Annotated in this window: 22 protein-coding genes; 8 read left to right on the forward strand and 14 right to left on the reverse strand. The window is 49.2% G+C overall.

Annotation, left to right across the window (positions count from 1 at the left end):
• Positions 1-8: 8 nt before the first annotated feature.
• The 7 genes from miaA (at position 9) to ACQY69_RS02435 (ending at position 7,626) form a co-directional block, all read left to right on the forward strand.
• Positions 9-938 (forward strand): tRNA (adenosine(37)-N6)-dimethylallyltransferase MiaA, encoded by a 930-nt coding sequence (gene miaA / locus ACQY69_RS02405; RefSeq protein WP_428258318.1) that lies wholly within the window; start codon positions 9-11, stop codon positions 936-938.
• On the forward strand, positions 917-2,050 hold the full coding sequence (locus tag ACQY69_RS02410; RefSeq protein WP_428258320.1) for a tyrosine-type recombinase/integrase: 1,134 nt from the start codon (positions 917-919) through the stop codon (positions 2,048-2,050). The genes miaA and ACQY69_RS02410 overlap by 22 nt, the downstream gene beginning before the upstream one ends.
• 5 nt (positions 2,051-2,055) lie before the next feature.
• Entirely contained in the window at positions 2,056-3,618 is a 1,563-nt protein-coding gene (locus ACQY69_RS02415; protein ID WP_428258322.1) for a hypothetical protein, read from the forward strand.
• Positions 3,619-3,638: 20 nt separating this feature from the next.
• Positions 3,639-4,934 (forward strand): aminotransferase class I/II-fold pyridoxal phosphate-dependent enzyme, encoded by a 1,296-nt coding sequence (locus ACQY69_RS02420; RefSeq protein WP_428258324.1) that lies wholly within the window; start codon positions 3,639-3,641, stop codon positions 4,932-4,934.
• Positions 4,935-4,988: 54 nt separating this feature from the next.
• The gene (locus ACQY69_RS02425; protein ID WP_428258325.1) at positions 4,989-5,729 is read left to right on the forward strand and encodes a TVP38/TMEM64 family protein; all 741 of its coding nucleotides are present in this window, start codon (positions 4,989-4,991) and stop codon (positions 5,727-5,729) included.
• A gap of 89 nt (positions 5,730-5,818) precedes the next feature.
• Positions 5,819-7,024 carry a threonine ammonia-lyase gene (ilvA, locus tag ACQY69_RS02430; RefSeq protein WP_428258327.1) on the forward strand — a complete coding sequence of 402 codons (1,206 nt, stop codon included), beginning with the start codon at positions 5,819-5,821 and terminating at the stop codon, positions 7,022-7,024.
• A gap of 269 nt (positions 7,025-7,293) precedes the next feature.
• Positions 7,294-7,626, forward strand: coding sequence for a LysM peptidoglycan-binding domain-containing protein (locus ACQY69_RS02435; RefSeq protein ID WP_428258329.1), 333 nt, complete (start codon positions 7,294-7,296; stop codon positions 7,624-7,626).
• A 470-nt stretch (positions 7,627-8,096) separates the two neighbouring features.
• On the opposite strand, the gene ruvX is transcribed toward ACQY69_RS02435, so the two are convergent.
• From ruvX to ACQY69_RS02505, 14 genes are all read right to left on the reverse strand, one after another.
• Positions 8,097-8,537: a Holliday junction resolvase RuvX gene (ruvX, locus tag ACQY69_RS02440; RefSeq protein WP_428258330.1), complete on the reverse strand. Its 441-nt coding sequence runs from the start codon at positions 8,535-8,537 to the stop codon at positions 8,097-8,099.
• A 65-nt stretch (positions 8,538-8,602) separates the two neighbouring features.
• Positions 8,603-8,851, reverse strand: coding sequence for an IreB family regulatory phosphoprotein (locus tag ACQY69_RS02445; RefSeq protein ID WP_428258332.1), 249 nt, complete (start codon positions 8,849-8,851; stop codon positions 8,603-8,605).
• A 98-nt stretch (positions 8,852-8,949) separates the two neighbouring features.
• Positions 8,950-11,568 (reverse strand): alanine--tRNA ligase, encoded by a 2,619-nt coding sequence (gene alaS / locus ACQY69_RS02450; protein WP_428258334.1) that lies wholly within the window; start codon positions 11,566-11,568, stop codon positions 8,950-8,952.
• A 219-nt stretch (positions 11,569-11,787) separates the two neighbouring features.
• Entirely contained in the window at positions 11,788-11,952 is a 165-nt protein-coding gene (locus ACQY69_RS02455) for a hypothetical protein (RefSeq protein WP_428258335.1), read from the reverse strand.
• Positions 11,953-12,060: 108 nt separating this feature from the next.
• Positions 12,061-12,477 carry an aspartate carbamoyltransferase regulatory subunit gene (locus ACQY69_RS02460; RefSeq protein WP_428258337.1) on the reverse strand — a complete coding sequence of 139 codons (417 nt, stop codon included), beginning with the start codon at positions 12,475-12,477 and terminating at the stop codon, positions 12,061-12,063.
• A 3-nt stretch (positions 12,478-12,480) separates the two neighbouring features.
• Positions 12,481-13,395, reverse strand: coding sequence for an aspartate carbamoyltransferase (pyrB, locus tag ACQY69_RS02465; RefSeq protein ID WP_428258339.1), 915 nt, complete (start codon positions 13,393-13,395; stop codon positions 12,481-12,483).
• A gap of 52 nt (positions 13,396-13,447) precedes the next feature.
• Positions 13,448-14,080, reverse strand: coding sequence for an orotate phosphoribosyltransferase (gene pyrE, locus ACQY69_RS02470; RefSeq protein ID WP_428258341.1), 633 nt, complete (start codon positions 14,078-14,080; stop codon positions 13,448-13,450).
• 47 nt (positions 14,081-14,127) lie between these two features.
• On the reverse strand, positions 14,128-14,838 hold the full coding sequence (gene pyrF / locus ACQY69_RS02475; RefSeq protein WP_428258342.1) for an orotidine-5'-phosphate decarboxylase: 711 nt from the start codon (positions 14,836-14,838) through the stop codon (positions 14,128-14,130).
• Positions 14,838-15,749 carry a dihydroorotate dehydrogenase gene (locus ACQY69_RS02480; RefSeq protein ID WP_428258344.1) on the reverse strand — a complete coding sequence of 304 codons (912 nt, stop codon included), beginning with the start codon at positions 15,747-15,749 and terminating at the stop codon, positions 14,838-14,840. Before ACQY69_RS02480 ends, pyrF begins: the two co-directional genes overlap by 1 nt.
• Complete coding sequence (locus ACQY69_RS02485) at positions 15,743-16,507, reverse strand: dihydroorotate dehydrogenase electron transfer subunit (RefSeq protein ID WP_428258346.1); 765 nt, start codon at positions 16,505-16,507, stop codon at positions 15,743-15,745. Before ACQY69_RS02485 ends, ACQY69_RS02480 begins: the two co-directional genes overlap by 7 nt.
• 25 nt (positions 16,508-16,532) lie before the next feature.
• On the reverse strand, positions 16,533-17,735 hold the full coding sequence (locus ACQY69_RS02490) for a dihydroorotase (protein WP_428258348.1): 1,203 nt from the start codon (positions 17,733-17,735) through the stop codon (positions 16,533-16,535).
• A 94-nt stretch (positions 17,736-17,829) separates the two neighbouring features.
• Positions 17,830-18,534 carry an amino acid ABC transporter ATP-binding protein gene (locus ACQY69_RS02495; RefSeq protein ID WP_428258350.1) on the reverse strand — a complete coding sequence of 235 codons (705 nt, stop codon included), beginning with the start codon at positions 18,532-18,534 and terminating at the stop codon, positions 17,830-17,832.
• Positions 18,528-19,187 (reverse strand): amino acid ABC transporter permease, encoded by a 660-nt coding sequence (locus ACQY69_RS02500; protein WP_428258351.1) that lies wholly within the window; start codon positions 19,185-19,187, stop codon positions 18,528-18,530. The genes ACQY69_RS02495 and ACQY69_RS02500 overlap by 7 nt, the downstream gene beginning before the upstream one ends.
• Positions 19,188-19,308: 121 nt before the next feature.
• On the reverse strand, positions 19,309-20,118 hold the full coding sequence (locus ACQY69_RS02505) for an amino acid ABC transporter substrate-binding protein (protein WP_428258353.1): 810 nt from the start codon (positions 20,116-20,118) through the stop codon (positions 19,309-19,311).
• 344 nt (positions 20,119-20,462) lie between these two features.
• Between ACQY69_RS02505 and ACQY69_RS02510 the strand changes: the two genes are divergently transcribed.
• Complete coding sequence (locus tag ACQY69_RS02510; protein ID WP_428260999.1) at positions 20,463-21,164, forward strand: ATP-binding cassette domain-containing protein; 702 nt, start codon at positions 20,463-20,465, stop codon at positions 21,162-21,164.

A 21,164-nucleotide genomic window follows, 5' to 3' on the forward strand; every position in this document is an offset into this window, starting at 1 on the left:
TAATCGATATGAGCAAAATCGTTGCGTTGGCAGGTCCCACCGCCGTGGGAAAAACTGAATTCGCCATAAAGCTGGCGGAAGAGCTGGACGGTGAGATAATATCATGCGATTCCATGCAGCTTTACAAATACATGGACATAGGCAGCGCCAAGCCCACTCCTGAGGAGATGAGGCGGGCGAGACATCACCTTGTGGACATCATTGACCCCAGGGAGGATTTTTCCGTGGCTCAGTATCAGAAGCTGGCCAAAGACGCCATCAGCGACATACTGTCCCGCGGCAGACTACCCATAATATCCGGCGGAACAGGACTCTACCTCAATTCGCTGTTGTACGACATGGACTTTTCATCGTCTCCCGGCGACTTCACCTACAGGAGGGAGCTGGAAGCCCTGGCGGAGGAAAAGGGAAGCGGATACCTGCACAGCATGCTGGCGGAGCAGGACGAGAGGGCCGCTTCACTGATCCATCCCAACAACACAAAGAAGATAATAAGGGCGCTGGAACGGCTGAAAAAAGGGGAGGAAAGCGTCAGACAGTTCAGCGACATACGCACCGAGACCTCTGACTACGACGTGATACTCATCGGCCTTACCCGCAACAGAGATCAGCTTTACGACAGGATAAACAAACGCGTCGACGCTCTGGTGGAGCAGGGACTGTTCCAGGAGGTGCAAAAGCTGGCAGCCTTGGGACTCACCGCCGATAACATTTCCATGAAGGGCATAGGATACAAGGAGATATTCGCTTATCTGGATGGCCGATATACGATGGAAGACGCCATCGACAAAATCAAAAAAAATACGAGACATTACGCTAAAAAACAGTTAACCTGGTTCAGGAGATATGGTAAAATGAAATGGTGCAATATCTCCGATTTTGACAGCGATGAAGATGCTGCGGAGGAAGTCATATCATGGGTTCGGAAAAGCATATAAAAATCCATAACAAGAGCGATAAGCCGGACAACGTGGTCCTGAACGAGCACGATCTCGTTTCCCGATGCGAGGATCTGGAAAAACAGCTGCCGTCGTTTCTCAGGGGCTTTTTCGCCTACTTGAGGGGAAATGTGCTACCCAGGACCAGGCTTTCATATCTGCGCGATATCAGATTCTTTTGTCAATATCTGATAGAGCAGACTGATTTGACATCAGCGAAAAATATATCTGACATAAAACTGACAGATTTTAATAAAATAAAAGCGACAGACGTAAACCTGTTCATGGACTACTGCAGGAGATACACGGTGGAGAAGGATGACAGCATCATCGTGTATGAAAACGGCAACAAGACCCTGGCAAGGAAAAAATCTTCCCTCTCCGTCATGTTCAAACAGCTGTACAGAGATGAGCTGATGAAGACCAACATCACCGACGGGTTCGACCCTATAAGGGTCCCCAAGGCCGGAGAACGGGAAATAAAGGCCCTGCAGGACGATGAGGTGATGGTGATGCTGGACGCGGTATCTACCGGAGAACATCTGACCGACAAGGAACGTCAGTACTGGAAAAAGACCAAAAGGAGAGACAAGGCCATTCTTGTCCTTTTTCTTACTTACGGTCTGAGACTGTTCGAGCTGCAGCAGCTCAACGTCTCATCCTTCAACTTCTCCAGAGGCGAGTTCAAGATATACAGAAAGCGGGACAAGGAAGCCGTGATGCCCCTCAACGAATCCGTGACACAGGTGATCACAGATTATCTGGAAAATGAACGAGCGGATGACAGTATCCTGGATGAGACTCACAAGGACGCGCTTTTCCTTTCACTTCAGGGGAAGCGGATGACAGAACGGCAGATACGCCAACTGGTGAAAAAATACACGTCCATCGGGATGGCTACGTCGAGAAAGGCCGGATACAGTCCTCACAAGCTGAGGGCTACAGCTGCCACCAGTCTGATAGGACGAGGCAATTCTATCTTCGACGTCCAGGCGCTGATGGATCACGAACAGGTCACAACCACTCAGCTGTATGCCGCTCACAAGATGAATGTGAAAAGAGATCTGGTTAACGATATGGAATGGGAATTGGAAAGGAAAGAAAGGAAATAGCTATAATGAGACGATCGGTAGTTTTATCTTTGACGGTTATGTTCGCGGCCAGCGCAGTGGCTGCCGCGCCCGTTTCCTTTGCGCTTGACGGAGAGGGCAACGACAGCGATGGCTATGCGGAGTCCTATGATGAATATGAAAATGACGACCAACAGCAACAGCAGTACGTTGAAAAAGACACATCCTGGTTCGACTATTACGATCAGCAGGATACATACGAGATATCCACGGAAGCTGACCTGCTGGGCCTTGCCAGTCTGGTAAACGAGCAGCAGGTCGATAAATGGAAGCCGACGAGGCTGGAGAATTTCGAGGGCATCACCTTCGTTCTGACCAGGGATATAAAGCTTACCTCATCCGATTGGTCTCCTATAGGCACAGGCGGTGCTTCTTACTTTGCCGGGATCTTTGACGGCAACGGCCATACCATCAGTGGTCTTGAAATAGACATTGAGTCCGGCTCTGCCGGTCTCTTCGGATATCTGGTGGGAACTGTCAAAGATCTGACTGTCGAGGGCAATATCTCGTCCGGAGACGGAAATTGCGGCGGTATAGCCGGTATCCTGGCTGACACAGGACAGATAACAGGCTGCTCTGCCAACGTTTCCGTATCGGGCAGAGACAAGGTAGGCGGTATTGCCGGATACAACGATGGAGGGCTCATCGAATCCTGTATGAATTACGGAAGTATTTCGGGCGCGTACAAAGTGGGCGGTATCGTCGGCGAGAACTGGGGAGGGATCGTGAACATGTGCGGGAACCGTGGAGATATAGAATCGACCAGAAGAGGTGTAGGCACCTATGGTACCGGCGGCATTGCCGGACGTTCTGTTTCGTCCGACTCCAGGGTGACGGAATCTTTCAATTCGGGCAAGATATCGTCCAACACCGAGGCCACCGGCGGCGTGGTGGGATATGTGAACGCCTCAGGAGCCACAGTGAGCGAATGCTACAACACCGGGGAGATAACTGTAAAGGGCAGGAACGGTAACAAGAACATATCCGAATCCTATGCCGGCGGCGTCATCGGAACAGTCGGCGCCGTAGGAGTGGTGGTGGAGAACTGCTATAACTCCGCGACGGTTACAGGAGCCGATATCAGCGGAGGTGTGATAGGATATTACATCAACGAATCAGGAGACAACAGCGAAGATAAATACATGAGTCATAATTACTATCCGGGCGGTACTTTTTCCTCGGGGATAGGCGCTCTGTACAACAAGGACGACAGGCAGGCGGAAAACGCGACTACAGGCATCTCCGCCAGAAGCTTCAGCAACATGTCTTCCAGTCTGTCTACAGTCTATAAGAACGACGACGGGATATACGGCAACAATGGCTATCCTGTCCTCGTATGGCAGGAGGCTGTGGATGAAAGCGAGAAGGTGTATATGGAAGAAATACCGGAAGACGTACAGAGAGAGCTGGACGCTTATCTGGCGGAAAACGCCGAAACTTCACTGTATGGACACAGTATCGTCAGATTATTTTCGCTAAGCAGCTATATAAACGATGCATTGATAACTTATAATGAAGAAATGGAAAAAGCAGAAAAAGCAACGAAATAACGGCAACAGAGGGATTGAACATGCAGAACAATACTTATAGATTACTCAATGAAGAATTCGGCATCTCGGAGAAGGTGTTGGAACTGATCGACAAAAGTGAAAAACAGGTCTCGGGACTCTTTGAGGAGCTGGACGACATCATGGCTTACAACCAGTACAAGGTGCTGGACGCCTTCCAGAAGAACAGCATAAGAGACATGCATTTCTCGTGGAATACAGGCTACGGCTACGACGACCCCGGAAGAGAGGCGACAGAAAGAGTATACGCTGATATTTTTCATACGGAAGCAGCCCTCGTAAGACCTATCATAGTAAACGGCACTCACGCACTGACCCTGACGCTGATGGGCATCCTCAGGCCCGGAGACGAGCTGATATACTGTACCGGCGCTCCTTATGATACCCTGGAGGAGGTCATCGGCATAAGAGGGCAGGGCAAGGGTTCTCTCAAAGAATACGGCGTTTCATATAAACAGGTGGAGCTTACATCCGACGGAAGGATAGATCTGGCCGCCCTCAGGGACGCCATCAGTGAAAAGACCAGGATGGTCACGCTGCAGCGAGCCACCGGCTATGGCTGGAGAAAGGCCATTTCCATAGAAGAAATAGAGGAATGGGCCGGATTCGTCAAGTCTATAGATCCTGATATAATATGCATGGTCGACAACTGTTACGGTGAATTTCTCCACACCAAAGAACCTACCGATGTGGGCGCTGACGTGATCGCAGGCTCTCTTATAAAAAATCCGGGAGGCGGACTGGCTCTTACTGGCGGCTACATCGCCGGGAGACAGGATCTCATCGAGAAAATTTCCTACAGGATGACGTCTCCGGGTATCGGAGGAGAGTGCGGACTCACCTTCGGACAGACCAGAACTATGCTCCAGGGTCTCTTTATCGCTCCAAAGACGGTCAACGGAGCTGTAAAAGGAGCTATACTCTGTGCCAAAGCGTTTCAGCTGCTGGGCTTTGATGTATGTCCTGATGCAACTGATACCAGGAGCGATATAATACAGGCTGTCAAGCTGGGGACTCCCGAGGGAGTTATCGCCTTCTGCAAGGGTATCCAGGCTGCCGCGCCTGTAGATTCCCAGGTCTCTCCGGAACCGTGGGACATGCCGGGATACGATGACCCTGTCATAATGGCGGCCGGCGCATTCGTACAAGGTTCATCCATCGAGCTGTCAGCCGACGCCCCTATAAGACCTCCTTATGTGGTATATTTTCAGGGCGGTCTGACTTATGAGCATTCTAAATTTGGCGTCATAAAAGCTTTACAGGAGCTTTATGACAGAGGATTGTTGGATATACAGTAATAGAACTGATAAGTGAGGTCTGCTTCAGGCCTCACTTTAGCTGATGGAGGGAAAATGGCAATATCGACCGAAAAGAAAGCGAAAGTCAGAAAACACGTAAAGACATTCAGCGCCATATTCAAGCTGGTGCTGCTTCTTGTTATTTTGATAGGACTGCCGTTGTACATCTATTTTTTCCAACGGGATTTTATCAATAATTTCTCAAATCAGGAAAATATCGAGGTCTTCCTCAATGAATACAGAGCTCAGAGCGTGTTCATATATATCGGGTCACAGATACTGCAAATAGTTATCTGTATCATCCCGGGCCAATGGCTCCAGTTTGCGGCAGGATATATGTATGGATTCTGGCTAGGGTATCTCTTTTCGCTGGCAGGAGCGTTCCTCGGTACCATAATAACATATTATGTAGCTAAGATCCTTGGCCATGACGCGATGCATCTGATCTTTGGAGAGGAAAAGATACAGAAAATGCTGGTAAGCCTCAACAGCAAGAAAGCTGTGGTTCTGGTGTTCCTCATATTCCTGATACCCGGTGTCCCAAAAGACCTCTGCAACTATGTAGCCGGGCTATCCGAAATGAAACTGAAGCCATTCCTTGTGGTATCCCTTATCGGCAGATCGCCGGGGATGATGGGAAGCCTTCTCATAGGAAGACAGATTTATTCCGGCGGCTATGTCAGCGCTGCAGTTATCGCAGCTATCGCCATCGTATTATGTATCCTCGGTGTGGTCTTCAGGAAAAAGCTGACCATCCTGCTTGACAAATTCTACGCCAGACTTATGAAGATGTAATGATTCGGAATAACCATTGTCCGATTACCGCGATTTTTCCATGCCGCCCCTTGCCGGGCGGCTGTTATGATAAAGAGGAGGAGAAGAAAATGCTTACACTCGACAAGATATACCATGCCGCATTCGTCCTGAAAAACGTAGCGCGAAAAACTGATCTGATAAAAGCTACCAAGCTTTCTGACAAATGTCAGCTTTACCTGAAGACGGAAAACCTCCAGGAGACGGGAAGCTTCAAGCTTCGCGGCGCCTATTACAAGATAAGCCAGCTGACCGATGAGGAAAAGTCCCGCGGCATCATCGCCTGCAGCGCCGGCAACCACGCTCAGGGAGTGGCCATGGCCGCGTCCCACAACGGGATAAAAGCCGTCATCTGCATGCCGGACGGCGCTCCCATAAGCAAAATAGAAGCTACCAAACAGTTAGGTGCGGAGATCCGCCTGGTGAAAGGCGCCTATGACGATGCTTATAACGAAGCGCTGCGGCTCCAGGAGGAAACCGGCGCCACCTTCATACATCCTTTCAACGATGATGAAGTCATCGCAGGGCAGGGGACCATCGGCCTGGAAATACTTGACGAAGTGGAAGATCTGGACGCTATCGTCGTTCCCATCGGAGGCGGGGGCCTGATCTCCGGCGTGGCTTACGCCGTCAAACACCTCAGACCTGATATCAAGATATACGGCGTGCAGGCGGCCGGAGCCGCCAGCATGTACGACAGTGTGAAAGCTGGTCATCCGCTGATGCTGGACAACGTCGAGACCTTCGCTGACGGCATAGCGGTGAAACAGCCGGGAGACCTTACCTTCAGTCTGGTGGAGGAATACGTGGATGACGTGGTCACCGTTACAGAAGATGAGATCGCAGCTACCATCCTTGCTCTCATAGAAAAACAGAAAGTGATAGCTGAAGGGGCAGGGGCCGTCGCCGTGACAGCCGTTCTCTTCGACAAGCTCCCGATAGAAGGAAAGAAAGTCGCCTGTATCGTATCCGGAGGCAATATCGACGTGAATATCCTCAGTCGTGTCATAACCCGTGGACTGGTCACCAGTGGCAGGAACGCCAATCTGACCATCGCACTGACCGATAAACCGGGACAGCTGCAGGAAGTTGCTGAGATAATAGCCGGATGCGGCGGCAACGTGGTAGCGGTCCATCACGACAGAGGCGACGCCAACATGGCCATCACCAGCTGTTTTCTTAAAATAGCGCTGGAAACAAGAGACCACGCCCAGATAGAGGATATAAAGAACAGGCTTTCGGAAGCCGGATTCACCCTGGTCACCGAAAGAGTGTAGATTTTCCATATCGCAATATTTTCTGTGCGGCCCTGTCTGAAACAGACACAGAAGTAGAATTCAAAAGGCGTATTGCGCCCGTTTCGATACGGGTGTGACACGCCTTTATTTGCTGCTGTTATGCTCTCCGAAAAAGCCTCAGCCTTCTTTATCTGCACACTTTACGAACAAATGTTTATTTATACATTGACAGCGAACATGTATTCTGTTATACTATTCTCATCGAAGCGAACAAATGTTTGACAGGGTAGGAAAGAGAGGTGTAACACATGACATATACAAATACAGCAAGCTGCGGAAGGAAGAAAAAGTACAGGATAACGTCGAAGTTCAGATTCATAGCATCTATAATCATAATGACAGGTCTTATTACAGCAGTTTTCGGAGCAGTTTCCGGACTGAGCGTTTCACGCGCTATAACACAGCCTGAATATACTCAGGTCGAAATCTGTCACGGTGATACGCTGTGGGATATTGCCAATACATATAAATCGGATGATACCGATACACGAAGAGCCATATACGAGATATGTGCTGTCAACGATATCGAAGCATCTGACCTGGTTCCCGGGATGACCATATCCGTGCCTGAAGATCTTTAGAGCCATTCAAGGCATTTGAACCGGGATTTATCGGCAGAAAGGAGATAACGGTAAGATCCGGCATTAAACAGATGATATAAGAGTCGAAGGCGTCTGAAAAAATCGCTTAAATCGAAAAATAGAGCCTCGAAAAATCAGCCTCCGCAGCGAATGACATCAACGGCGAAAGAAAGGGAAAAGCAGAAGTAATCAAATGGACAGATGCAGTGAACCGCAACGATGCCGGTCTAAAAGCGCAGCTGGTTGAAGAGCCGCGCGCATCAATAACGCGCATCAATAACAAGAGCGGCAAGCCGGACAACACAATTTATCCATGAATCGGGATGTATCGATGAATCAGGTCTGGGAATCAGCACTAACTATTCCCATAATTATGATTATAGGAATAGTTATAAAGATCAAATCATCACCCTAATAATATATCACTTTCTATGTCCCTATAATCCAGCATGATCTCCAGAGCCCCTCTCCTAATGCTTGTCTTTCAACAATGAATCCAGATATCCCTGTAATATTATAACGGCTGCCTGTTTGTCTATCACTTTTTTCCTCTTACCTCTGCGTACGTCAGCTTCTATGAGGACTTTCTCCGCCATCACTGTCGTCAGACGCTCATCGTAATATTCTATCTTGATATCAGCCATGCCGCTGCTGCGCATCTTGTTTTCCAGCATCCTTTTGAATTCATATACTTTTTCGGTCTGTGGACTGTCGCTTCCATCGAGTTTTTTAGGGAGGCCGATGACTACGGTATCGCATTCCAATTCCTTTATATAATCCATCACCTTGCCGGAATCCTTTCGTATCCCTACCCTCTCTATGGTAGTTACTCCCTGAGCGGTAATGTTGAGGGCATCGCTTACGGCAACGCCTATTGTCTTATCTCCTACGTCTAATGCCAGTTTCTTCATGTTCTCTGCTCCATCCTTATATCATAAAAAAGGCGGACATTGCTGCCCGCCGGTCGTATCCTTCGCTATCTGTGGAGGTATGCTCTGATGAGTTCTTCTACAAGATCATCTCTTTCGATTCTTCCCATGATGTTCCTTGCGTTGTTATGGCTGGTAATATAGGAAGGGTCTCCCGATAAAATGTATCCCACCATCTGGTCTATAGCATTATAGCCTCTCTCCTCCAGCGCGTCATATACTATATTTAAAATTTCTTCAATCGTTCGCTGTTCAACTTTGTCGAAATTATCATACATTCTGGTTTGCCTATCCATCATATAACCTCCGTTCATATATATATTGGAATTATAACACTTCACACCTTGTTATTACAAGGGCAAAAGTATAATTACACGAAAATATCACATGCATTTTACAGCAATGTCTCCGCCTTGGCAAATGCATCAGCTATCTTGCCAGGGTCTTTTGCTCCGGCTTGAGCCATATCAGCTTTGCCGCCGCCGCCACCGCCGGCTGCCGCAGCGATTTCCTTTATCATCTTACCGGCATGATATCCCTTTTCGACTACATCGTCAGTCAGAGAAACCAGGAACGTCACTTTTCCGCCGGAGACTGCCGCCAATACCATGGCAACACCGCTGTTTCCGCTTTTTATCTCATCCGATAAAGCTCGGAGATCGTTGATGTTGAAATCGTCAAACTGCTTGGTTATCAGCTTGATTCCGTTTATCTCCTTTGCTTCATCCATGATGCTCCCGAGTGATTTGCTCATCTCCGCTTTTTTCAATTCTTCTATCTCCTTCTTGAGGTTTTTCACCTCTTCTGAGATAGATGCGGCTCTGTCTATCATATTGTCCTTATTGGTCTTCAGGACACCTGCAGTTCTGTTTATAACATCTTCGTCATCGTTGAGCTTCCTCAGCACGCCCTGCCCGGTTATGGCTTCTATCCTTCTGACGCCTGATGCGATCCCTGATTCACTGAGTATTTTAAACAGTCCTATCTGTCCGATGTTCTTTACATGAGTGCCGCCGCAGAATTCCTTGCTATAATCACCGATGGAAACTATCCTCACCATATCACCGTATTTTTCATCGAAAAGTGCTGTAGCGCCTTCCTTCATGGCGTCATCTATAGCCATCACTTTGGTCGTCACATCGATGAACCGACTGATCTTATCGTTGACGATAGCTTCCACCTCTGCTATTTCTTCTCCAGTCATGGCCTGGAAGTGATTGAAGTCAAACCTCAGACCATCGCTGGTTACTGCCGATCCCGCCTGCTTTACATGATCTCCCAGTACATCCTTGAGAGCCTGATGAAGCAGATGTGTAGCCGTATGATTTGCCGCCGTCATATTCCTCAACGGTACGTCAGGCTTGCATATCACCGTATCTCCCTTTTTCACAGTCCCCTTTGTTACCTTCACCTTATGGATGAAGACATTGTGGTTCTTGGTCACTTCAGTTACATCAGCGGAAAAGCCATCATTTTCCATCACACCCGTATCATATATCTGGCCGCCGCTCTCAGCATAGAAGGACGTCTTGTCCAACACGATCCTGCAGACGGATCCTTCCCCGCAAAAGTCAGCCGGGCCATCATCATTCAGGATGGCCATCACGACGCCTTCCTGCACCATCGTATCATATCCGGTAAACTCAGTCTCACCGTCCAGCGAGATATCAGAAGTGGCTTCGTCCCAGCCTGCTCCCTCCATCTCCTGTTCTACCTGAGAACGTTTCTTCTGACGTTCCATGGCAGCTTCGAATCCATTCAGATCCACGGTATACCCCGACTCCTCCATGATCTCTTTTGTAAGATCTATCGGAAAACCGTACGTATCGTGGAGCTTGAACGCTTTTTCACCGTCAAGGATCTTATCTCCGGATTTCTCAAGGTCGGCCGTGTATTCACCAATTATCTTCATACCCTGATCTATGGTAGAAGCAAATTTTTCCTCCTCGGCCGCAACCACCTTTTTTATCATTTCGCGGCGAGTCTTCAATTCAGGATAAGCATCTCCCGAAGCGTCGATGACTCTGTCGCAGAGCTCCGAAAGGAATGGCCCTTCGATCCCCAGCATCCTGCCATGTCTCGCAGCACGTCTGATGAGACGTCTGAGCACGTATTCTCTTCCTTCGTTGCCCGGCAGGATAGTATCACCTATCATGAAGGTCATAGACCGCAGATGATCGGTTATTATCCTTATTGAAACGTCCGAAGGCGCCGCACCGCTTTCATATTTCACGCCAGACACTTCAACTACACCGTCCAGTATGTACTTTATCGTATCGATATCGAAGATGGAGTCTACCCCCTGCATGATGCAGGCCAGACGTTCTATCCCCATGCCTGTGTCGATATTTGGATGAGCCAGATCTGTATAATTTCCCTCCTCATCTCTGTTGAACTGAGTGAACACGTGATTCCAGAATTCCACGTATCTGTCGCAATCACAGCCCGGCTTGCAGTCAGGATCATCGCATCCATACTGTTCACCCCGGTCAAAATATATCTCGGAACATGGGCCGCACGGACCTGTTCCTATTTCCCAGAAATTATCATCCTTGCCGAGGCGTACGATCCTTTCCTCCGGGATCCCTATGATATCTTTCCAGATGCCATAAGCCTCGTCATCATCTTCGTATACTGTGGCCCAGAGCCTGTCCGTAGGCATCTTGAGGACCTGCGTTATGAATTCCCATCCCCAGGTCAGGGATTCCTTTTTGAAATAATCACCAAAGGAAAAACTGCCCAGCATCTCAAAGAAAGTACCGTGTCTGGACGTATAACCTACGTTCTCAATATCTCCCGTCCTGATGCACTTCTGACACGTGGTCATGCGCTTGCTCGGCGGTGTCTCCAGACCAGCGAAATATGGCTTCAGCGGAGCCATTCCCGAATTTATCAACAGCAGGCTCTTGTCTTTTTCAGGAATAAGCGAAAAGCTCTGCCTCCTGTAATGATCCTTTGACTGATAAAAGCTGAGAAACAGTTCTCTTATATCGTTCAAACCAAGTTTTTCCATGATGTACATATCCTCCTGAAAATTACACACGATTTCGCGCGACACGGCAAAGCCGCACTGATTTATTATACCAGAAAACCTTCGTCATTACAACAAAATAGACGCCTTACAGCTGCCTGTCGGTTCTTTGTGCGTCAAAAAACAGATATGCGTCTGAGGCCTGCTCCGAAACCGATCTTACGGCGAGCAAACATCAGACGCAGATTTTTTCTCAGCAGGTTAAGCCATCAGTTTTTCGGCAGCTCTCTTTATATCATCGATAGCATCTGCCACTTCTTCCTTCACGTTATGCCTGCTCTTGCTGTCCAGACACATGTACACATGCATCCCCACGATGGCCCCCGCAAGGCCTATCCCCAGTATCGTATTGCAAGCCTTTCCCATATAAAACACCTCCCATAAAAAAGACTGTCCGATATCGATCCCGAAGGACCGCTTTTTCGTGACAGCCTTTATTTTACGCGATTTTATGAAATATATTCGAAAATGGCTCTATTTAGCCTTGCTCTCGCAGTAGATACATCTGTATATCCTGTTTTCTCTGTCGGTGAGCCTGAACACATGAGGAAGCTCCTGCTCGGTGGTGGTGATGCATCTCGGATTTTTACACTTTATCACGTCTACGATCTCATCAGGCGGGTCGATATGGCTCCTTTTGGCCAGCTTGCCGTTTTCGATGATGTTGACGGTGATACCAGGGTCTACATAACCGATAGCATCCAGGTTCACATCGATGAGTCTGTCGATTTTGATTATATCCTTCCTGCCCATCTTCTGACTTTCGGCGTTCTTGATAAGAGCTACCTGGCAATCCAGAGAATCCAGTCCCAGGATACCGTAGAGACGCATCCCCTCTCCGGCCTTTATATGATCAAGTACGATGCCGTTCTGTATCTTTCCTATTATCATCTTCTATTTCACCTCCAGAAGCTTAAGGATGAGAGCCATCCTTATAAATTTGCCATTGAGAACCTGTTCGAAATACTTAGCCCTCGGATCGTCGTCCACAGCCACCGATATTTCATTGACACGAGGTAACGGATGGAGTATGGACAGATCTTCCTTGGCGTTTTCAAGCTTGTCGGGCGTCAGGATATAGCTGTCCTTCAGTCTTATATAGTCCTGCTCGTTGAAGAAACGCTCTCTCTGGACTCTTGTCATGTAAAGGATATCCAGCTGTGGCATAGCGTCCTCCAGATCCGTCGTCTCCACGTATTCCTGCCTGTTCTTCTCCAACACCTCGTGCTTGAGATATTCAGGGATCTTCAGTTCATCCGGAGATATGAGTATGAATCGCACCCTTTCATATCTTGACATAGCGCCTATGAGAGAATGGACAGTCCTGCCGAATTTCAGATCGCCGCAGAATCCGATGGTCAGATCACTGAACCGTCCTTTTTCCCTGCTTATTGTCAGCAGATCGGTCAGTGTCTGAGTAGGATGATTGTGGCCGCCGTCCCCGGCATTTATGATAGGAACTGTGGATTTTCTCGACGCCACCATGGGAGCACCTTCTTTAGGATGCCTCATGGCAATGATATCCGCATATGCTCCCACCGTCCTGATAGTGTCTGAAACGCTTTCGCCTTTAGCCGCTGACGAGCTCTGAGCTTCAGAAAAGCCTAATACATTGCCCCCCAGCTCATACATTGCCGCCTCGAAGCTGAGTCTGGTCCTTGTTGACGGCTCGAAGAACAGGGTCGCCAGTTTTTTACCCCTGCATTTCTCCGCATATCTGTCAGGATGAGCGATGATGTCCTTGGCCACTGTTATCATCTCATCGATCTCCTCTGTAGTCAGCTCCATAATGTCGATTAGATGTTTCATTCTTACCTCCCATATTCGATCAAATTTCCAACCGCCTTATCTGTTCTGTTTTCTATCTGTCTATCCAGCTTTCGTCCTGTGGATCGTTCCTGAACGCCGTCAGCTTCTCCACGTCTGACTCTTCGATATATCCGGTCTCTGCAGCAGCTTCTGTCACAGTATCAAAATCCGTCAGGCTGATGTTTTTCACGTTGGCAGCCGCCAGTCTTTCCAACCCCTTCTTCATGCCGTAGGTGAAGATGCTGACGATCCCCAGCACCTGCGCGCCGGCTTCCCTGAGAGCTTCCACCACGTCGATGACGCTTCCGGCGGTAGAGATAAGATCCTCTATCACGACCACCTTCTGCCCTTTCTCCAGGCGTCCTTCTATCCTGTTCTCACGGCCATGATCCTTGGCTCCTGAACGGACGTATCCCATAGGGATCCCCATGATATGAGCGGCGATGGCTGCGTGGGCAATTCCCGCAGTGCTGGTTCCCATCAGTACTTCCGCATCGGGGTAATGCTCTTTTACCGTGTCAGCGATAGCCTGTTCCACCTTATTTCTGATATCAGGCGCGGTCAGTATCAGTCTGTTGTCACAATATATAGGACTCTTTATACCACTGGCCCATGTAAAAGGCTTTTTCGGGCTAAGAAAAACGGCTTCTATCTCCAGCAATCCTTTTGCTATTTCCTTTCTCATATGCTACCTTCCTCTCTGAATACTCATCATATCAGTCTATCGCGCCTTCAGCCGACAAATTCCCTGACACAACGCTCGTAAGCTGCTTGCGGATCTTCTGCTCCTGTTATGCTTCTTCCCACAACTATATAATCGGAGCCCAGCTCCTTTGCCCTGGCAGGCGTCGTCACTCTGGCCTGATCGCCCTTATCGTCATCAGCGAACCTAACACCCGGTGTCACTGTCAGGAACCCGGATCCGCAGGTCTCGTGGACCGCCTTCGATTCCAGCGGAGAACATACGACTCCGTCCAGGCCTGCCTCCTTCGCATTGAACGCATAGTGAGCTACCACTTTCTCCATATCCTCATCTATCAACAGATCACGTCTCATCCGCTCTTCGGTGGTAGACGTCAACTGGGTGACAGCTATCAACAGTGGTCTCTCTCCACCCTTTTCGGCGCTGCCTTCCGCCAGTCCTTCCAGCGCGGCCTTCATCATATCCACGGTCCCTCCGGCATGAACGTTGCACATGTCCACACCAAGACCAGCCAGCACCTTCATAGCCTTCTTGACCGTATTAGGGATATCATGGAGCTTCAAATCCAGAAACACCTTATGGCCTCTCAGCTTGAGCATTTTGACGATGGCGGGACCTTCCGCATAATAGAGCTCCATACCTATCTTCACATATGGCCTCTTGTCCCCCATCTTTTCCAGGAACTCCAGCGTCTCCTCGCTGCTGCTGAAATCGCATGCTATGATAACATCCTTGCTCATCAGTGCGCACCTCCTATTATATCTGAAAGACTTCCTATACCATACTTTTCCATCGTTACCGGCAGCTGTTCCACGATCTCCTTACAAATGTACGGATCCACCAGGTTCATCGCTCCGATCTGGACAGCTGTGGCTCCAGCCAGCATCATCTCTATCACATCCTCAGCTGTGGATATGCCGCCGATGCCGATGACAGGAACCTTCACGGCCTCGTAGACCTGATACACCATTCTCAGAGCCACCGGAAATACGGCCGGCCCCGAAAATCCGCCCATTTTGTTGGCGACTACAGGCTTTCTCTTCTTCAGATCTATCCTCATGCCCAGCATGGTATTTATCATGGAGATCCCGTCAGCGCCAGCTTTTTCACAGGCTTTCGCTATGGCGACGATATCGGTCACATTGGGAGAAAGCTTTACTATCACCGGTTTGCTGACATGCTCCTTCACCGCTGCGACTACCTGAGCGGCGGCATCGGCATCTGTCCCGAAGGCTATCCCTCCGCCATGGACATTGGGACATGATACGTTTATCTCCAGCCAGCCGACCTGATCACATTTGTCCAGTCGCCGGCTCACCTCCACGTACTCCTCCACTGAAAAGCCCCCTATGTTTGCCATAACTTTTTTATGTAAACATTTTGCCAGCTTCGGCAATTCTTCATCGATGACCCGCTCGACTCCCGGGTTCTGCAAGCCAATAGAATTTATCATCCCTTCCCGGCATTCGGCTATTCTCGGCGTCGGGTTGCCGAATCTCGGTTCCAGCGTCGTCCCTTTAAAGGAGAATGTCCCCAGCATATTTATATCGAATAGCTCCGCGAACTCGTACCCATATCCAAAGGTGCCGCTGGCGGCCATCACCGGGTTATCGAGAGTCATCCCGCAGAGATCCACTTTTGTACTTACCATATTATCTCACCTCTCTCCAGTACCGGTCCTTCCTTGCAGATACGCTTGCTGCCGTACTTTGTCTCGCAGGAGCATCCCATACATGCTCCGAAGCCACATCCCATTCTCTCTTCAAAACTGAACTGTCCGCCCACCTCTCCGGAAACGGTTTCATCTATAGCCCGCAGCATCCCTTCCGGTCCACAAGCGCAGATGTATCCGCAATCGACGTCAGCCAGGGCGTCCGTCACAAATCCCTTTCGGCCCACACTGCCATCTGCTGTGGTCACCATCACGTCGGCCCCCAGTTCTTTGAATTCATCTATATAAAAGCATTCGTTTTCACTGTTGAATCCCAGTATCACCATCGGCCTTTCTCCCCGGGCCAGCAGCTCCCGGCACAACCCGTACATAGGAGGCACACCGGCGCCTCCTCCTACGAGGACAGGTCTCTTGCAGGCCGCTGCCGTCGCAGTTTCCACGGCATCCACGTCGAAACCGTTGCCAAGCGGCGTCAGTATATCCAGTCTTTCTCCCTGCTGCATCTGACTCATGGCTTCTGTTCCCGCCCCCACCGTCTTATATATGATGGTCAGCCCCGTTTCCGTCCATTCGCAGACCGATATGGGCCGTCTTAAAAAGAAACCGTCAAGCCTGATGTTTATAAACTGTCCAGGTCTGGTGACGCCATGGCTGTTGTCCGGACAGGTCAGCTTCATTTCGTAAGTCCTGTCAGCCAGCCGGTCATTTTCCTTTATCTCAAAATAAGCTCTCTTCATATCGTTCTCCATATATCTTCATGTATCAGTATCTCCATACCACCTTGCCGTCTACTGCGGTCAGGAGGCACCTTCCCGTTACCGTCCAGCCTTCGAAAGGACAGCTCCTGCCCATAGACTGGAATCCTTCGGGATCTATCCGGTATCTGCTGTCCAGATCCCATATGGCAAATGTCGGCGCTGCGGACGAAAGCTCGCTGGCGATGGACGTGCCGGGGAGCCCGAATCTTTTTCGCGGTCCATCACACATCAGCTGGATGAGCCTGTCAGCCGTGATGATACCCGTCTCCACCAGCTTCGTGTACATCACAGGAAAGGCTGTCTCCATCCCCACGATGCCAAAGGCACTGTCCGCAAAGCCTCTGCTCTTTTCATCCCTGCTGTGGGGAGCATGGTCCGTCGCTATCATATCTATAGTCCCGTCGGCGATGGCTTCCAGAAGGACTTCCCTGTCTTCAGGCCCCTTTATCGGCGGATTCATCTTGAACCTGCCGTCGTCCTCCACCTGGTCATTGGAAATGGTCAGATAATGAGGTGCCGTTTCGCAGGTTATATCCAGACCTTCCTCCTTGGCCTTTCGGACCAGCTCTATGGACTCCCTGGTGGAAACATGGCACACATGATAGCTGCATCCTGTCTCACGGATCAGCCGGATATCCCGCTCAAGCTGCTTCCATTCACTCTCGGAGCTTTCCTTTGGAAAGTTCTCGTCTTCACAGTGAGCCACGATAAGCTTTCCCAGGGCTTTCGCCCTCTTCATGGCCTCTCTCATCATCTCCTCTGACGCCACGCCCCGGCCGTCGTCGGTAAAGGCTATCACATGATCGGCCAGCCTTTCCATATCGGAAAGCTCCTGACCCCTCTCTCCCATTGTGATGGCTCCATAAGGGTAGACCCTGACACAGGCATCCCGCTCTATGGCCGCCAGCTGGATCTCGAGGTTTTCCACAGTATCAGGGCATGGATCCAGGTTCGGCATGGAAAATATGTCGGTGAACCCTCCCGCGGCGGCTGACAAGGTCCCGGTCTTCATGGTCTCCTTATATAAAAAACCCGGCTCTCTCAAATGTACATGTACATCTGTAAGACCGGGTAAAATATAACAGTTTGAAAAATGAGAAATATCAATACCGAAGGAGCCCAGGCGCTCTCTGCCGGCGATATCAACGTCTTCTGTCTTGATGAACTTCTCAGGGTATTCTCTCATAGCACTCTCCAAAATCCACATCCGAAATAGCATCCTATTGTTTATATCATACCACAAAACTCGTGTCAATAGTGAATTTTTGAAAGCCTGCTGTCCGAAAATCGCCACAGGCTGACTATGCCCGAAGCATGGATCCCAAGAATGAAATGAGACGCTCGTTTTTCGGTTCATCGAATATCTGATGAGGCGTCCCCTCCTCGACGATGACTCCGCCGTCCATGAATATGACCCTGTCGGCTACCTCCTTGGCAAATCCCATCTCATGAGTCACCACTATCATGGTGGTGTGCTCCTTGGCCAACAGCTTCATGACATTGAGGACTTCGCCTGTTATCTCCGGATCAAGCGCCGATGTAGGTTCGTCAAACAACATCAGATCCGGTTTCATAGCCAGTGCTCTTGCAATGGCTATGCGCTGCTTCTGCCCTCCCGACAGATGAGCCGGATACACGTCGGCTTTGTCTTCAAGGCCCACCATCTTCAGAAGTTTCCGAGCTTCCTGATAGGCGTCTTCCTTCTTTTCCTTTTTCACTTTGATAGGCGCATAGGTGATATTCTCGATGCACGTCATGTGAGGAAAAAGGTTAAAATGCTGGAACACCATCCCTGTTTCCCCATGGAGATCTATTTCACCTGACGTAATGGTGTTGAGTCCGTTGATACACCGGAGCAACGTGCTCTTGCCGGAACCTGAAGGCCCGATGATTGCCACCGTCTCACCTTTCGATATGGAAAAATCCACACCGTTCACAGCTTTGAGCCCCGAAAAATCCTTGACGATATCTTTCATTTCCAGTACTACTTGTCCGCTCATCACCATTCCCCCTTAGCATCATATCTGGAAAAATGTCTTTCCAGTCTTCCGGCTATAACGGTCAGCACGAAGGTCATGATAAGATATATGATGGCAGCGAAGAAAAACGGAGTCATGTCCGTCATCCTGTTGACCGCGCTGTTGGTGGCTTTCATCAGCTCTATCACAGGCAGGGATGAAGCCAGCGCTGTATCCTTAACCAACGTGATAGCCTCATTGACCACCGGCGGCAATATGGCCTTCATGGTCTGAGGCAGGATGATGTCTCCCATGGTCTGACGCCTGGACAGGCCCAGAGCATGAGCTGCCTCATATTGTCCTCTGTCGATGCTGTTGATCCCGCCTCTGTATATCTCCGCGAAATAGGCCGCATAATTGAGGACATATGTGAATACTACCGTGATAAAGGCGTTCATCTGTATATCCAGCACCAGCGGGAAAAAGAAATAAAAGAAGAACAGCTGCAACAGCAGCGGCGTTCCTCTGAATATCCACACATATACCTTGCATAAAAAGCTGAGAGGCTTTATCCGGCTGTTGCTGCCCAGCGCGATGGGAAGTCCCAACGGCAGGGATATGACCAGCGTCAGCACGAAAAGCTCCACAGTGACGACCGCTCCCTCCAACATGAAGGGCAAAAACTCCATTAACTTATCCATATCGATATCCTTACTGCGAATCTGTTTTCAACAGGCTTGTTTCATAGCCTTACCCGAAAATTCCGGCCGGATCTCTCCGGCCGGTCATACTTTGATCATTAAACGTTCTGCTTGTCCCGTCCTATTCATCCAGAGGCTCGAACACTACGATATTTCTTCCGAACCAGTCCTCGCTTATCTGAGCGGCTGTACCATCGTCGATGAGAGCCTGGATAGCGTCATTGACACTGTCTCTCAGATCAGTGTTGTCCTTGGCGAATCCGATAACGTAATAGTCATCTCCCAGTGAATATGTGCATTCCTTCATCTCTCCTCCCAGGTTGTTGTTAGTATATTCTCCCAGCACCTGGTCCACAGCGATGACATCCACTCTGCCGGCCCTCAGATCCATGATGGCAGTGTCATATGTATCATACTCGCTGATATTGTCTTTAAAGGAATCATATGCCTCGTTGGCTTCCAGCATCTGGAGCGCCGAGGAATCCACCTGAGTACCTATGGCGAGGTCAGCCAGCTGTGAAGCGTCTGTCACATCCAGATCAGAATCGGCCAGCGTCATCAACACGATCTTGTTGTTGAGGTACTTGTTGGAAAGCGCCATGTTTTCCTGTCTCTCAGGCGTTATGGACATTCCGTTCCATACGCAGTCTATAGTTCCTGCTTCCAGCTCAGTCTCCTTAGCGTTCCAATCGATCGGCTTGAATTCAACAGTCATTCCCAGCTCTTCTCCTACAGCGTTGGCCAGATCGATATCAAAACCTACCAGATTCCCTTCTTCATCTCTGAAGCCCATAGGCGCAAAAGTATCATCCAGGCCTACGACCAGCGTATCACTTTCAGCCGAGTCATCCGAACCGCCGCAGCCAGTCAGTGCAAACACACCGAAAGCCATGACCATGATCATCATAAGAGATAAAAATTTCTTCTTCATTAGTAACCCTCCATATCTTCTCTCTACGTACGTTTCCGGCTCTCTGCTTATGCGCTTCGTTATCGCTTTATTGCATTAAAACCGGACGCTTCTTTCACTTTATACTATTATGGCTTCATTGTCAATCCTTTTGAGGTATAAACACTCTGATGCAAAACACCTGTCCTTTATACGTCCAAAACAGTCCTGGATATCCTGAAGGCTATCCATTTATCAGGTTCGCGATAATCACCTGTCGACACCACTCATTAATACCCCCCCTATTGCAAATACAGCCTTTTGATGGTATACTCCGAATGCGATATATAACCGCCGAATAAATAAAGAAAGGTCAATATCCAATGATGAAATTAACGATACAAGGCCTGAAAAAGGCCTTCGATAAAAAAGAAGTCCTCAGGGGCATAGATTTCCAGTTCCGGCAGGGAAAGATATACGGACTGCTGGGGAGGAACGGAGCCGGGAAGACTACCTTTTTCAACTGCATAAACGAAGATATCCCCGTAGATGAGGGCCAGTTCCTCATCGAGACCGCGGACGGAGAAAAGAGAAAGCCTGAAGCGGAGGACATCGGTTATGTACTTTCCACGCCCAACGTCCCCGAATTCCTTACAGGAAGGGAGTTTCTCAAGTTTTTCATTGAAATAAACCAGGACAGGATAAAAGATCCGCGCACTATAGACGAATATTTCGACTTCATGAAGATAGAAGAGGAAGACCGGGATAAATTGATGAAGGACTACTCCCACGGTATGAAAAACAAGATGCAGATGTTAGTCAACATCATCGCCGGTCCCGCTATCCTGCTGCTGGACGAGCCGTTGACTTCTTTCGATGTAGTCGTGGCCGAGGAGATGAAACAGATGCTGAGGACCATAAAGGAGGATCACATCATCATTTTCTCCACCCATATCATGGAACTGGCACTTGATCTGTGTGACGATATCGTCATACTCAACAGAGGCATCCTGGAAAGGATAGATAAGAGCGATCTGGACAGCAGTCATTTCAAGGACAAGATAATCGAAGCGCTGAAGGAGGAATAG

This window comes from Gallibacter sp. Marseille-QA0791 (assembly GCF_965119705.1).
Classification (GTDB): domain Bacteria; phylum Bacillota; class Clostridia; order Peptostreptococcales; family Anaerovoracaceae; genus Lentihominibacter; species Lentihominibacter excrementipullorum.